The sequence below is a fragment of the Streptomyces sp. NPDC007863 genome (assembly GCF_040633895.1).
GTDB lineage: Bacteria > Actinomycetota > Actinomycetes > Streptomycetales > Streptomycetaceae > Streptomyces.
Genome location: NZ_JBEYEI010000009.1, coordinates 99,227 through 111,989, shown reverse-complemented (window position 1 = coordinate 111,989; position 12,763 = coordinate 99,227). Strand labels below are relative to the sequence as shown.

General features: G+C 74.2%; 15 protein-coding genes. 10 read left to right on the top strand and 5 right to left on the bottom strand.

The window, feature by feature from the left end; genetic code table 11:
- Nucleotides 1-12 precede the first annotated feature (12 nt).
- The 4 genes from ABZ621_RS16360 (at nt 13) to ABZ621_RS16345 (ending at nt 2,561) form a co-directional block, all read left to right on the top strand.
- A complete protein-coding gene (locus ABZ621_RS16360) occupies nt 13-948 on the top strand; it encodes an ABC transporter ATP-binding protein (protein WP_360604888.1) in 936 nt (311 codons plus the stop codon).
- Nucleotides 945-1,589 (top strand): ABC transporter, encoded by a 645-nt coding sequence (locus tag ABZ621_RS16355; protein ID WP_360604886.1) that lies wholly within the window; start codon nt 945-947, stop codon nt 1,587-1,589. Before ABZ621_RS16360 ends, ABZ621_RS16355 begins: the two co-directional genes overlap by 4 nt.
- Before the next feature lie 10 nt (nt 1,590-1,599).
- Entirely contained in the window at nt 1,600-1,788 is a 189-nt protein-coding gene (locus tag ABZ621_RS16350) for a hypothetical protein (RefSeq protein WP_169090038.1), read from the top strand.
- A gap of 71 nt (nt 1,789-1,859) precedes the next feature.
- Nucleotides 1,860-2,561 carry a VOC family protein gene (locus ABZ621_RS16345; protein ID WP_360604884.1) on the top strand — a complete coding sequence of 234 codons (702 nt, stop codon included), beginning with the start codon at nt 1,860-1,862 and terminating at the stop codon, nt 2,559-2,561.
- 18 nt (nt 2,562-2,579) lie between these two features.
- On the opposite strand, the gene ABZ621_RS16340 is transcribed toward ABZ621_RS16345, so the two are convergent.
- The 5 genes from ABZ621_RS16340 to zapE all read right to left on the bottom strand — a co-directional run bounded on the left by ABZ621_RS16340 (nt 2,580) and on the right by zapE (nt 7,528).
- Nucleotides 2,580-3,470 carry a polysaccharide deacetylase family protein gene (locus ABZ621_RS16340; RefSeq protein WP_360604882.1) on the bottom strand — a complete coding sequence of 297 codons (891 nt, stop codon included), beginning with the start codon at nt 3,468-3,470 and terminating at the stop codon, nt 2,580-2,582.
- Nucleotides 3,471-3,541: 71 nt separating this feature from the next.
- Nucleotides 3,542-4,453 (bottom strand): PPK2 family polyphosphate kinase, encoded by a 912-nt coding sequence (locus tag ABZ621_RS16335; protein ID WP_360604880.1) that lies wholly within the window; start codon nt 4,451-4,453, stop codon nt 3,542-3,544.
- Nucleotides 4,454-4,485: 32 nt separating this feature from the next.
- Entirely contained in the window at nt 4,486-5,847 is a 1,362-nt protein-coding gene (locus tag ABZ621_RS16330) for an alkaline phosphatase PhoX (RefSeq protein ID WP_360604878.1), read from the bottom strand.
- Nucleotides 5,848-5,981: 134 nt separating this feature from the next.
- Complete coding sequence (locus ABZ621_RS16325) at nt 5,982-6,407, bottom strand: OsmC family protein (RefSeq protein ID WP_360604876.1); 426 nt, start codon at nt 6,405-6,407, stop codon at nt 5,982-5,984.
- A gap of 35 nt (nt 6,408-6,442) precedes the next feature.
- Complete coding sequence (zapE, locus tag ABZ621_RS16320) at nt 6,443-7,528, bottom strand: cell division protein ZapE (protein ID WP_360604874.1); 1,086 nt, start codon at nt 7,526-7,528, stop codon at nt 6,443-6,445.
- 36 nt (nt 7,529-7,564) lie between these two features.
- On the opposite strand from zapE, the gene ABZ621_RS16315 reads away from it, so the two are divergent.
- From ABZ621_RS16315 to ABZ621_RS16290, 6 genes are all read left to right on the top strand, one after another.
- Nucleotides 7,565-8,356, top strand: coding sequence for a pyrimidine reductase family protein (locus ABZ621_RS16315; RefSeq protein WP_360604872.1), 792 nt, complete (start codon nt 7,565-7,567; stop codon nt 8,354-8,356).
- Nucleotides 8,357-8,462: 106 nt separating this feature from the next.
- Complete coding sequence (locus ABZ621_RS16310; protein WP_169089252.1) at nt 8,463-8,933, top strand: indole-3-glycerol phosphate synthase; 471 nt, start codon at nt 8,463-8,465, stop codon at nt 8,931-8,933.
- A 104-nt stretch (nt 8,934-9,037) separates the two neighbouring features.
- Nucleotides 9,038-10,435, top strand: a complete 1,398-nt coding sequence (murC, locus tag ABZ621_RS16305; RefSeq protein WP_360604870.1) for a UDP-N-acetylmuramate--L-alanine ligase — start codon at nt 9,038-9,040, stop codon at nt 10,433-10,435.
- Between the two features lie 15 nt (nt 10,436-10,450).
- Nucleotides 10,451-10,858 carry a peptide-methionine (R)-S-oxide reductase MsrB gene (gene msrB, locus ABZ621_RS16300; protein ID WP_360604868.1) on the top strand — a complete coding sequence of 136 codons (408 nt, stop codon included), beginning with the start codon at nt 10,451-10,453 and terminating at the stop codon, nt 10,856-10,858.
- Nucleotides 10,859-10,910: 52 nt separating this feature from the next.
- Nucleotides 10,911-12,425 (top strand): hypothetical protein, encoded by a 1,515-nt coding sequence (locus ABZ621_RS16295; RefSeq protein WP_360604866.1) that lies wholly within the window; start codon nt 10,911-10,913, stop codon nt 12,423-12,425.
- Nucleotides 12,422-12,757: a hypothetical protein gene (locus ABZ621_RS16290; RefSeq protein WP_360604864.1), complete on the top strand. Its 336-nt coding sequence runs from the start codon at nt 12,422-12,424 to the stop codon at nt 12,755-12,757. The genes ABZ621_RS16295 and ABZ621_RS16290 overlap by 4 nt, the downstream gene beginning before the upstream one ends.
- Nucleotides 12,758-12,763 lie beyond the last annotated feature (6 nt).

The window sequence follows — 12,763 nt, the reverse complement described above, 5'->3', positions numbered from 1 at the left end:
AGGATCCCGCCCATGAGCACGATCGTCGGAGCGCGGGAGCCGGTGCGGCTCGCGGGGGTGGGGCGCCGGTACGGGCCGCGCGGCCCGTGGGTGCTGCGGGGCGTCGACGCGGAGCTGCCCGCCGGCCGGCTCGTCCGGGTCACCGGAGCGAACGGCACCGGCAAGTCGACGCTGCTGCGGCTCGTCGCCGGGGTCGACGCGCCCGCCGAGGGCCGGATCACCGGCCGTCCGGCCAGGACGGCGTACGTCCCCGAGCGCTTCCCGCCCGCCCTGCCGTTCACGGCCCTCGACTACCTGGTGCACCTGGGGCGCCTCCAGGGCCTGCGGACCGGTCCCGCCCGGGCCAGGGCGGGGGAGTGGCTGGAGCGGTTCGGCGCGGGCGGGTACGCCGGGACCCCGCTGGCCGCCCTCTCCAAGGGCACCGCGCAGAAGGTGGCCGTCGCCCAGGCACTGCTCGCGGAGCCCGAGCTCCTCGTCCTGGACGAGGCGTGGACGGGCCTCGACCCCGAGGCCCGCGCGGAACTCGACGCGGCGGTCCGCGAGCGCGTCGAGGCCGGCGCCACCGCCCTCTTCGTCGACCACGACCCCCGCCGCCTCGCCGACACCCCCGCCACGACCCTGACCGTCGCGGAGGGCCACGTCCGCCACGACCCGGGTCGCTCCGCAGGCGAACCCGGCACGTCCCCGACCGTCGCGGCCGGCCGCAGTCACCCGGACCCGCGCTCACCCGGCCCCGCCCCCGTCCGGGTCGTCGCCTCCGGCGCCCGGCCCCTGCCCGAGCTCCTCCCGGGCGGAGCCACCCGGGCGGCGCGCGCGGCCGACGGGTCCGTGGTGTTCCAGGTCGCCGCGTCGCACTCCGACGACCTGCTGCGCGCCCTGCTCGCCGCCGCCTGGCACGTCCACCGCGTCGGGCCCGGACGGGCCGGGGCGGAGGGGGAACGCCCGTGACGGCGCTGCTGCGGTACCACTCTGCCCTGTTCCTGCGCTCCCAGCGGTGGCTCGCCCCGCTGCTCCTGTACGCGGCGCTGGTCGCGGTCGGGGTCCGGCCCGGGGATCCCGTCCTCGGCTCGCTCGGCATCGCGGCGGCCGGGCTGCTGCCGGTCGCCGCCTGGTCGGTGCGGATCTGCCTGACGCAGGAGGCGGCCGCCGCGCGGGCGGTGACGGCCGCCGCCGGCGGGCGGTCCCGCGCGCACCTGGCCGCGCTGCTCACCGGAGCCGGGTGGCCCGTCCTCGCGGGCGCGGTCGCCGTCGCCGTGGTGACCGGCACGGGCGACCTCGCCGGGACGGGCGGGCCGGCCGCCCTGCTCGCCGGCCTCCTGGCCACCACCGCCTGCGCGCTCACCGGCGGGGCCGTCGGCGCGCTCGCCTCCCGGCCGTTCGTGAGGGCGCCGGGCTGGTCGGTGGCGGGGCTGCTGCTCGGCTCGCTGCTGGCCCTGGTGACCACCGGCTCGCCGGCGAAGCACGCGGTCACCGCCCTGGTCGCCGCCGAGGGGACGGCAGGCCCGCCGTGGGCCGCCTGCGCCGCCGCCGTCCTCCTCGCCGTGGTGACGGCGACCCTTTCCCGCCGGGCCGGTGCGCGACGGGAGTAGCCTCGGTGTCATGACCACGGAATCCGCCGCGTACTGCGCCCCCGAGCCCGCGCCCCGGCCGCCCAAGGCCGCCGAGGGGCCGTACGCGCGCTGCGTGCTGTGCCTGGAGCCGACCGAGTACGCGGAGTCGGTCAAGGGGATCGTCCTGTGCCCGGTCTGCGAATGGCAGGAGGCCCAGCGCACCGCCTGTTCCGGCTGAGGTGCCGTCCGTCCGGCGATCGGCCGCACGCTTCTCCCCTGCTAGTCAAGTTTGAGTAGTAGGCTGGGCGCATGGCCGAGCGAACGATCCCGATCCTGCCCTGCCGGACCCTCCAGCCCGTCCTGGACTTCTACACCGCCCTCGGATTCGAGGTGACCTTCGTCCAGAAGAGCCCCAACCCGTACGCCGCCGTCGCCCGGGGCTCCCTGGAGCTCCAGTTCTTCGGGGTGCGGCACCACGACCCCGCCACCACGATGAGCACCTGCTACGTGGTCACCGACGACGTCGACGGCCTGTACGCCGCTTTCCGCGCCGGACTGAAGGAGGCGTACGGGCGGATCCCGGCCCGGGGGCTGCCCCGCCTCGGGGCGCTCCGGGACACCGGCTACGGGATGCGGCAGTTCCTCCTCACCGACCCGGGCGGCAACCGCGTCCGCGTCGGGCAGCGGATCGGCGGCGACCTCCACCACGCCGCCGCCCCCGAGGGGACCTTCGCCCGCGCCCTGCACCACGCCGCCCTCCTCGCCGACTCCAAGGAGGACCTCGTGGGGGCCTCGCGGATCGTCGAGCGGGCGCTCGGCCGGGAGGACGAGCGGCCCACCCCCGTACAACTGCTGCGCCTCCTGGTGCTGCGCGCGGACGTCGCCCGGCGGCTCGGTGACGAGGAGGCCGCGGCGGCGGCGCTCGCCGAGGCCGGAGCCGTACCGCTCTCCGGTGAGGAGCGGGCGGAGGCCGGGGACGAGCTCGTCCGGCTCGCGGAGCTGCTCGAATGAGCCCCGCCCCGTCGGCCGTCAGCCTTCCCGCATCAGCTCCGAGACCTTCACGAAGCGGTAGCCGCGTGCCCGGAGTTCGGGGACGACGCGGCGCAGGGCCCGTTCGGTCGCCGGGGCGGCGCTGCGGGTGCAGTGGAGGACGACCACGGAGCCCGGGCGGACGCCGGAGAGGACCTGCTCGGCCACCGCGTCGGGGTCCTTCGCGAAGGCGTCGCCGCCGACCACGTCCCACTGCACGGCGGTGACGCGGGCGGGGGCGAGGGCGTGCAGCGCGGTGTCGTCGTAGCAGCCGCCGGGGAAGCGGAAGTACGGCACGACGTGGACGGCCCCGGCGTCCCGGAAGGAGTCGAAGGCGCGCTTCACGTCGGCCGCCATGTCCGGTGCGGCGACCGTCGGCAGGCCGTAGCAGGGCTCGGCGAAGGCGTAGTGGCTGTAGGAGTGGTTGGCGATCTCGAAGCGGGGGTCGTTGCCGATCGAGCGGGCCTGGTCGGGGTACTCCTCCGCCCAGCGGCCCGTCATGAAGATCGTGGCGTCCACCTTCAGGCGGCGCAGCGTGGCGATGAGCTCCGGGTTGTCGAAGCGTTCGCCGCGCGCCGCGCGGGGGCCCTGGTCGGCGGTCATGTCGGCGTCGAAGGTGAGCGCGACGACCTTCTCGGCGCTCCGGCCGGTCCGCCGCTCGTACACGGGGGTACGGCCCTGGGGGCCGGCCGCCAGGGTGGGCGGCGCGGCGGGCCGCGCGGCGGGCGCGGGCTTCGCGCCCGGGGCGGCGGTCGGCTTCGCCGTCGGGGCGGAGGCCGTGGTCGTCGGTCCGGCCGGTCCCGCCGCAGGGGTTCCGGCGCCCCCGCCGCAGCCGGTCAGTACGGCGCCCAGCAGACCGACCGCCGCCACTTTACGTACAGAAATGGTCACGAACGGAAGTTATCCGATCGAACTCGGAGGCCTGCCGTCACACCCCCGGAGGGGCGCCGTCCCGTCACCCGTCAGGTCGCGAGCAGGCGCCTGCGGCACTCCGCCACGTCGAAGCCGCCCGGCGGATAGCGCGGGTCCAGCGCCTCCAGGTGCTCCAGGAGCAGCGTGCTCACCGCCCAGTTCCGGTACCACTTCCGGTCCGCGGGGACCACGTACCAGGGCGTCTCCGGCGACGAGCAGCGCTCCAGGGCCAGCTCGTACGCCTCCCGGTAGGCGGGCCAGCGGGTCCGGTCCTCGATGTCGGCCGGGTCGAACTTCCAGTGCTTCTCCGGGTTGTCCAGGCGCTCCAGGAGCCGCTCGCGCTGCTCCTCGTACGAGAGGTGCAGGAAGACCTTCACGAGCGTCACCCCGTCCTCGGCGAGCGCCCGCTCGAAGCCGTCGATCTCCTCGTAGCGCCGCTCCACCTCCGCGCGCGGGACCAGCTCCCTGACCCGGGCGATCAGCACGTCCTCGTAGTGCGAGCGGTCGAAGATGCCGATCTCGCCGGGCAGCGGCAGCGCCCGGGTGACCCGCCACAGGAACGGGTGGGCGCGCTCCTCCTCGGTGGGCGCCTTGAAGGCCCGGATCCGGCAGCCGGACGGGTTGAAGGGGCGGATGACGTGCTTGACCGTGCCGCCCTTGCCGCTGGTGTCCATGCCCTGGAGGACCAGCAGCAGCCGCCGGCGGTCGCCCGCCGTGCTCGCCGCGTACAGCCGCTCCTGGAGCGCGGCGAGCCGCGGCGCGAGGAGCGCGGTGGCGGCGCGCCCGGCCGTCTTGCCGCCCTGGCCGTCCGCGCCGCCCGGGCCGCCGGGGGTGGCCCGGGGGTCGTACGCGGAGAGGTCGACGCGCTCGCCCGGCGGGAGCCGCAGCGCCGCGCTCAGGGGCGCGGCCCGGCCCCCGTCGCCGTCCGTCCCGTCCCGCGTCACGTCGTGCTCCTGCGTCATCGTGCGTGCCTTCCTTCCCGCCGTGCCCGGGGTCAGCGCCACGGGCCGGTGACGGCGAAGGTGGTGCCGGGGTCGTAGCAGTTCACGTACATCGTCGAGTGGTCCGGGGAGAAGGTGACGCCGGCGAACTCGCCCCACTCGGGGGCGCCCGGCTCGCCCACGTCCTGCCGGTTGCGCGCCACCGCGTACACCTCGCCCCGCCGGTTCACGCCGTAGACGTGCTGCGCCCCGCCGCCGTCCTCGCAGACCATCAGGCCGCCGGCGGGTGCCAGGCAGATGTTGTCGGGGGACTCGCCGGGGAGCCGGGCGTCGGTGTCGGGGCCGAAGACCACGGCGAGGGTGAGGCGCCGGGCGGCCGGGTCGTACTTCCACACCTGCCCGAAGTGGGTGGCGCCGGAGCCGTCGGAGGCGCGGGCGAAGGAGGAGACGAAGTGGACGGCGCGGCCGCCCCAGTAGCAGCCCTCCAGCTTCTGCGCGTGGGTGATGCCGCCGCGCCCGAAGTCCTGGAAGCGGATGGGCGTCGAGGTGGCCTGCGGGTCCGGCACCGGCACCCATTCCACGGCCTCGAAGACCGTCCCCGCCTCCCGCACCACCGACAGGTCGGGGACGCCGGGCACCCGCAGGGCCTCCAGGGTGCCGCCCGCGCGCAGCGAGCCCGGTCCGCCGTGCGGGCGCTCGGGCAGGAAGCGGTAGAAGAGGCCGAAGGGATGCTCGAAGGCGTCCTCCGTCTCGTAGACGATCCCGGTGTGCGGGTCGACGGCGACGGCCTCGTGGGCGAAGCGGCCGAGGGCGGTGAGCGGGACGGCGCCGCTGCGGTACGGCGCGGCCGGGTCGACCTCGAAGACGAAGCCGTGGTCCTTCTCGTACCCCTTGGTCCCGGCCTTGTCCTCGGTCTCCTCGCAGGTCAGCCAGGTGCCCCAGGGGGTCGGGCCGCCCGCGCAGTTGACGGCGGTGCCGGCGATGCCGACGCGCTCGGAGCGGACCGTGCCGTCGGCGTCGAGGCCGAGGACGGTGCAGCCGCCCTTGCCGCCGCGGTCGTAGACCAGGCCGGGGGCGAGCGGGACGGGATGGCGGGCGTCGGGGCGGTTCTCGTGGTTGCGGACGAGCCGGACGCCGCCGCGCGGCCCCATGAAGGCGCTCATGCCGTCGCAGCGGCCGGGAACCGCCCCTTCGCCGGAGCGGAGCGGTTCGCCCTCGCGGGAGAGGACCCGGTAGGAGAATCCGGCCGGGAGGTCGAGCAGGCCGGCCGGGTCGGGGAGGAGCGGGCCGTAGCCGCCGCGCGGTTCGGCGACGGCGGGGGTGCCGGTGAAGAGGTCGGCGAGAGCGCCGGTGAAGGCGATCCCGGCGACGGAGGCGCCGGTGCCGGCCAGGATCTGACGTCGCGTCACTGCCATGAGGGGGACCTTCCCGCCGGAACAGGTGTGGACCCGCTTCATGTACCACGCAGCGGTGTGCGCGATGCCATGACGCGGGTCCACGGCGCCTCGGATGGCGTAAAACCGACCCTGTCACCCAGGGTGACGGAGGGTCAGACCAGCTCGGCCGTCAGCGTGATCGTGGTGCCGGTGAGGGCCTGGCTGACCGGGCAGTTCTTCTTGGCGTCCTCGGCGGCCGACTGGAAGCCCTCGGCGTCCAGACCGGGGACCTCGCCGCGCACGGTGAGGTGGATGCCGGTGATGCCCTCGCCCGGCTGGAAGGTGACGTCCGCCTTGGTCTCCAGACGGGTGGGCGGGTTGCCCGCGCCGGCCAGGCCGTGCGAGAGGGCCATCGAGAAGCAGGAGGAGTGCGCGGCCGCGATGAGCTCCTCGGGGCTGGTCTTGCCGTTCGCCTGCTCGGCGCGGGACGGCCACGAGACGGGCTGCGAACCGATGCCGGAGGAGTCGAAGGTGACGGTGCCGGAGCCCTGGAGGAGGTTGCCCTCCCAGATGGTGTGGGCGTGACGCACGGTGGCCATGGTGGATGCCTTTCCGATCGGGTACGGCCCCCAACCTACTGCGCCACGAGCCCCTTTGCGTCCCGCGCCAGTGCGGTGAGCCGGGAGATGGCGCGGAAGTACTTCTTCCTGTAGCCGCCGTTCAGCATCTCGTCACTGAACAGCTTGTCGAAGGGGAGCCCGGAGGCGAGCACCGGTATCTCGCGGTCGTAGAGACGGTCGGCGAGGACGACGAGCCGCAGCGCGGTCGACTGGTCGGGGACCGGGCCGACGTCGGTGAGGCAGACCGCCGTCAGGTCGTCGGTGAGGGCGCCGTACCGGCTCGGGTGAACCCTGGCCAGGTGTTCGAGCAGGTGCGGGAAGTCGTCGAGGGAGGCGCCCGGGGTCCGGTACGCGGTCTCCGTGACGACCTGGTCGGAGTGGGGCGCGGGGGCCTCGGGCAGGCCCCGGTGGCGGTAGTCCTCGCCGTCGATCCGCAGCGGCCGGAAGTGCGCGGAGAGGCCCTGGATCTCGCGGAGGAAGTCGGCGGCGGCGAAGCGGCCCTCGCCGAGCTTGCCCGGGAGCGTGTTGGAGGTGGCGGCGAGCGCCACGCCCGCGTCGACCAGCTTGCCGAGCAGGCTGGAGACGAGGACGGTGTCGCCCGGGTCGTCCAGCTCGAACTCGTCGATGCACAGGAGGCGGTGCCCGCTCAGCGTCCGCACGGTCTCCTGGAAGCCGAGCGCGCCGACCAGGTTCGTCAGCTCCACGAAGGTGCCGAAGGCCTTCAGCGCGGGCTCGGCGGGGGTGGCGTGCCAGAGCGAGGCGAGCAGGTGCGTCTTGCCGACGCCGTAGCCGCCGTCGAGGTAGACGCCGCGCGGGCCGGCCGGGGCGGCGGGCTTGCGGGCGAACCAGCGCCGGCGGCCCGCGCCGGTCGCGTGCGCCCCGCCGAGGCCCTCGGCGAAGCCGGAGAGCACCTTGACGGCCTCGCACTGGCTCGGCTGGTTCGGGTCCGGGAGGTAGGTGTCGAAGCGCACCGAGTCGAAGCGCGGCGGCGGGACCATCTCCGCGACCAGCCGGTCTGCGGGGACGCGGGGCTCTCGGGAGCAGAGCGAGAGCGGGGTCGCCGCTGCGGGGGCGGCTTCGTTCAGGGCACGGGTCGACACAGTTCTCCACTGTAAGGGCCGTGTCAGACTGCGAGAATGCGACAGCTCTTCCCTGTGACGGACACGACAGCCCCGAACCCCCAGGTCAACGCGGTGGACCGGGAGTGGTCCCTCGACGAGCTGGCCGACGCCTATGCCTATCCGGCCGAGGTCGAGGCGGAGGCCGGGACCTGGCTGCGGGCCAACATGGTCTCCTCGCTCGACGGCGCCGGACAGCACGAGGGGCGTTCGCAGCCGCTCTCCTCCGACACCGACATGCGGATCTTCGGCACCCTCCGCGGGCTCGCGGACGTGGTCGTCGTGGGTGCGGAAACGGTACGCCAGGAGGGGTACCGCCCCGCCCGCGCCCGGGAGGCCTTCGCCGCGCGCCGGGCCGCCGCGGGCCAGGGCCCCGCCCCCGTCATCGCCGTCGTCACCGCCTCGCTCGACCTGGACCTCAGCCTTCCGCTTTTCGCGGCCCCGCTGGTCCCGACCCTGATCCTGACCGGGGCCGGGGCGCCCGCCGAGCGGCTCGCCGCGGCGCGGGAGGCCGGGGTCGAGGTGCTCCTCGCCGGTGAGGGGGCCGCCGTCGACCCGGCCCGCGCGGTCGCCCTGCTCGCCGGGCGCGGGCTGCGCCGGCAGCTCACCGAGGGCGGGCCCCGGCTGCTCGGCCAGTTCACCGCCGCGGAGGTGCTCGACGAGCTGTGCCTGACGCTCTCCCCCACGATGACAGCGGGTGATGCCCAGCGGATCGCCCACGGGCCTTCGATCGCGCTTCCGACACGCTTTGGGCTGGCTTCTCTGCTGGAGCAGGACGGCTTCCTCTTCAGCCGCTACCGTCGGATCTGACAATCGGCGGAATTTGCCGTTCCGCTTAGCGTCTGCTGGGCACAATCACAGTCGCAGTCCCCGTGCGGTCACGGGGAAGGATGGTTTCCGCAGAAGGGCTCCTGAGGTGTTCACAAGCGTTCTGATGATCGAGAAGCCCCTGACGTCCGTGGACGTGGAATTCGTCACCACCCTGCACGGCGACGAGGGCGTGTCCTTCATCGTGCTGATGCAGCCGCGCGGTGATCAGGCCGACGTACTGCTGCGCGCCATCGACGACGTCGCGCTGGGCGAACTCAAGGAGGCGGCCCGGGAGGGGGACGAACCGGAGGGCAAAGCCGCCCGAGAACCGGCCGAGCTGGCCCTGGAGCACTCGCTCCGGGCCCTGAGAGAGGCGGGCTGCGAGGCGGTCGGACAGGTGGTCGAGGACCACCCACTGAACAAGATGAAGGCGGTCGTCGAGGAGGCCGGGGCGGACGAGGTCATCGTCCTGACCGCCCCCCACTACGTGGAGGAGTTCTTCCACCGGGACTGGGCCTCCCGCGCCCGGCACAAGGTGGGCGTCCCCGTCCTGAAGCTCTTCGCGCACAGCGAGTGACGGCGGGGCGGAGGGCCCGGGGACGCGCCGCGTCCCCGGGCCCTCCGGCCACAGCCACTAGGCTGGAGCCGAAACGTCTCACGCACACCCGGGGAGAGAACCGCATGGCACCCGCCATCCCTGCCGCCATGGAACGGCCGCACTTCATCGGCATCGGCGGTGCCGGAATGTCGGGCATCGCGAAGATCCTCGCCCAGCGCGGCGCCAAGGTCGCGGGCAGCGACGCCAAGGACTCCCCGACCGCCGAGGCGCTGCGCGCCCACGGCGTCACCGTCCACCTCGGCCACGCCGCCGAGCACCTCGCCGACGACGCCTCCGCCGTCGTCGTCTCCAGCGCCATCCGCGCCGACAACCCCGAGCTGGCCCGCGCCGCCGAGCTCGGCATCCCCGTCGTGCACCGCTCCGACGCGCTCGCCTCCCTCATGGACGGCCTCACCGCGATCGCCGTCGCCGGCACGCACGGCAAGACCACCACCACCTCGATGCTGGCCGTCGCCCTCACCGAGCTCGGCGTCGACCCCTCGTACGCGATCGGCGGCGACCTCGCGGGCCCCGGCACCAACGCCCGGCACGGCGACGGCGAGGTCTTCGTCGCCGAGGCCGACGAGAGCGACCGCAGCTTCCAGAAGTACGACCCCCAGGTCGCGATCGTCCTCAACGTCGAGCTCGACCACCACGCGAACTACGCCTCCATGGACGAGATCTACGAGTCCTTCGAGAAGTTCGCCGCCAAGCTCCGCCCCGGCGGCACCCTCGTCGTCGGAGAGCACTCCGGCGCCCGCGAGCTGGCCGCCCGGGTCGCCGCCGCCGGCCGCGAGGACCTCGGCATCGTCACCGTCGGCGAGGGCGAGGGCTCCGACGCCCGCATCCTCAAGATCGTCCCGAACGGGATGACGAGCGAGGTCACCGTCGCCCTCGACGGCGCCGAGCACACCTTCACCGTCTCCGTCCCCGGCCGCCACTACGCCCACAACGCCGCCGCGGCCCTCGCCGCCGGCGCCCGCGCGGGCCTCGACCCGGCCGCCCTCGCCCAGGCGCTCACCGCCTACACCGGCGTCGGCCGCCGCCTCCAGCTCAAGGGCGAGGCCGCGGGCGTCCAGGTCATCGACTCGTACGCGCACCACCCCACCGAGATGACCGCCGACCTGGAGGCCATGCGCGGCGCCGCGGGCGACTCCCGGCTGCTCGTCGTCTTCCAGCCGCACCTCTTCTCCCGCACCCAGGAGCTCGGCAAGGAGATGGGCGACGCCCTGGCGCTCGCCGACGGCTCCGTCGTCCTCGACATCTACCCGGCCCGCGAGGACCCGATCCCCGGCGTCACCAGCGAGCTGATCCTCGACGCGGCCCGCGCCGCCGGCGCCGACGTCACCCCCGTCCACGACAAGACGGCCGTCCCCGAGGTGATCGCGGGAATGGCGCGGCCCGGCGACTTCGTTCTGACCATGGGCGCGGGCGACGTCACGGACCTCGGTCCGGCGATCCTGGCCCGCCTGGCGAACTGAGGGAGTGGACGGACGATGACGTACGAGGTCGAGAAGTCGGACGCGGAGTGGCAGGCGCAGCTGACCCCGTCGGAGTACCAGGTGCTCCGGCTGGCCGGCACCGAGCCCGCCTTCCGCGGTGAGTACACGGACACCAAGACCGAGGGCGTCTACTCCTGTCGCGCCTGCGGGGCCGAGCTCTTCACGTCGAACGAGAAGTTCGAGTCGCACTGCGGCTGGCCGTCCTTCTTCGACCCGAAGGACAGCGAGGCCGTCGAGCTGATCGCGGACACCTCCCACGGCATGATCCGCACCGAGGTCCGCTGCTCCCGCTGCGGCTCCCACCTCGGCCACGTCTTCGAGGGCGAGGGCTACCCGACCCCCACGGACCAGCGCTACTGCATCAACTCGATCTCCCTGAGGCTGAAGCCGGCGGAGGACTGACACGGCGCCGCGGTCCCCCTAGGGTGTCCGGTGACGGACTCAGGGGGACCGCATGGCCGGCCGGAACTTAGCTCCGCTTCCCACCTACCGCAAGGACGCGGTGACGAGGAAGCTCTGCGCGCACGTCTACCTCGACGACGCCTTCGCCCACGACATGGACGTCGAGCTCACCGGCGACCGGCTGACCGCCATAGGGCTGCCGCTCGGGGTCAACCTGGTGGCGCTCGCGCGGCACGCCCGGGTGGCCGCCCGACGGGTCCGGGCCAGGGACCGGACCCTGTCGCTGCTCTTCCTCCTCCTCTGGGCGGGCATCGCGCTCCTCCCTCTCGGGCTCGCCGTCGACCCGTTCCTCGGCGGGGCCGGCGCCGCGACCGGGCTCGCCGCCCTCGTCGGCGGCTGGTGGGCCACCCACCACGACCTCGCCGTCTCCTGGCGGGAGGCCCAGCGGGTCTTCCAGGAGGACACCCGGCCGGAGGAGCAGGCCCCGGCCGTCGAGAGCGACGCCGAGGACCGGCTGCGGGCCCTCGCCCGCGCCAACGTCCTGCCGTACACCGCCTCCGCCGGTCACCACGACCCGTTCGTCGGCCACGGCGAGAAGGTGAAGGACGTCGTCTGGCACCCCATCGACGTCTCCCAGCCCGCCGACGACCCCGCCAACCCCGGACGGAAGCTCACCGCCCGGCCCTTCGACGCGGTCGACCTGCACACCTTCGTCGCCCGCGAGATGGAGACCATATCCGGCCTGGAGGGGCTGCGCGCCAGGAACCGCCTGTACGTCTCCGGCGACCACGTCCCGTACCTCGTCGGCGAACTCCTCGACTCGCGCGTCGGCCGCCCCCGCCCCCAGATCTCCCCCGACCTCGTCCGCACCGGCCTGATCAAGCCCGGCGCCGGCACCCGCACCTACCTCAGCCTGGAGCGGATCAGCGACGGCGGCCGGGTCGTCGTCTCCGTCCACATGCGCGCGCGGCTCCATCCCCCCAGCCTCTCCTGGGAGTTCATGATCTTCGTGATCCCGCCGCCGGCCGCCCGCTTTTACACCGTCACCACCCTCCCCACCCAGGGCTTCGACCGGTTCCGGATGCTCTTCGGCGGCACCAACTCCATCTGGTGGCGCTGCCTCACCGGCTCCTGGTCCCGCACCGCCCGCCGCGCCTCCCTGCGCCGCGGCCGCGAGCGGGCCCTGCGGCGCGACCGCCGCGACATCACCCGCCGCAACACCCTGCACGACCACGGCGCCACCGACAGCGTCCGCGAACGCGTCTCGGACCCCGAGCAGATGCTCTTCAGCGACTCCGCCGACGCACAGGACTACCTCCAGCGCCTCCAGGGCGGCATCCTCATCGCCACCGAACGCTTCCTGAAGGACCATCACATCGACAGCGCGTCCTTCGACTCGACGAAGCAGATCATCAACTCGAACCCGACGTACAACTTCAACGGGATCGTCCAGGGCAACGCCTTCGGCCACCAGAACGTCGTCCAGAACACACCCGGCCAGCCCGGGGCCGGCGGCGGACAGCCCGGCCCCGGCGGCCAGTGGGCACAAGGAAAGGGGACCCCGTGAACACCTTCAACTTCAACGGCCCGGTGAGCGGCAACGCCTTCGGCAACGACAACACCGTCACCAACAACCACTACCACCAGCCCGCCGAACCGGTCACCGCCCGCGCCCTCGCCGAGCAGCTGGTGACCCTGCTGCGCGAGCAGCCCGCCGCCACCACGGCGGTCGCCCCGGCGGAGTCCGTACGGGACGAACTCGCCGCCGCGGAGCGGGAGAACCGCCCCGCCGACGAGGGCCGGGTGCGCACCGCGCTCGCCGCCGTCGAGCCGTACGTGACGGTCGGCAGCGGCGGCATGGCCCTGCTCCAGGGGATCCTGGCGTTCTTCGGCGGCTGAGGCGGC

Excerpts from the sequence above, each read along its gene's own strand:
- ABZ621_RS16360 (WP_360604888.1), top strand. The coding sequence starts at position 13 with ATGAGCACGATCGTCGGAGCGCGGGAGCCGGTGCGGCTCGCGGGGGTG.
- murC (WP_360604870.1), top strand. The coding sequence starts at position 9,038 with ATGGCACCCGCCATCCCTGCCGCCATGGAACGGCCGCACTTCATCGGC.
- ABZ621_RS16345 (WP_360604884.1), top strand. The coding sequence starts at position 1,860 with ATGGCCGAGCGAACGATCCCGATCCTGCCCTGCCGGACCCTCCAGCCC.
- ABZ621_RS16325 (WP_360604876.1), bottom strand. The coding sequence starts at position 6,407 with ATGGCCACCGTGCGTCACGCCCACACCATCTGGGAGGGCAACCTCCTC.
- ABZ621_RS16335 (WP_360604880.1), bottom strand. The coding sequence starts at position 4,453 with ATGACGCAGGAGCACGACGTGACGCGGGACGGGACGGACGGCGACGGG.
- ABZ621_RS16350 (WP_169090038.1), top strand. The coding sequence starts at position 1,600 with ATGACCACGGAATCCGCCGCGTACTGCGCCCCCGAGCCCGCGCCCCGG.
- ABZ621_RS16315 (WP_360604872.1), top strand. The coding sequence starts at position 7,565 with ATGCGACAGCTCTTCCCTGTGACGGACACGACAGCCCCGAACCCCCAG.
- ABZ621_RS16330 (WP_360604878.1), bottom strand. The coding sequence starts at position 5,847 with ATGGCAGTGACGCGACGTCAGATCCTGGCCGGCACCGGCGCCTCCGTC.
- ABZ621_RS16295 (WP_360604866.1), top strand. The coding sequence starts at position 10,911 with ATGGCCGGCCGGAACTTAGCTCCGCTTCCCACCTACCGCAAGGACGCG.
- msrB (WP_360604868.1), top strand. The coding sequence starts at position 10,451 with ATGACGTACGAGGTCGAGAAGTCGGACGCGGAGTGGCAGGCGCAGCTG.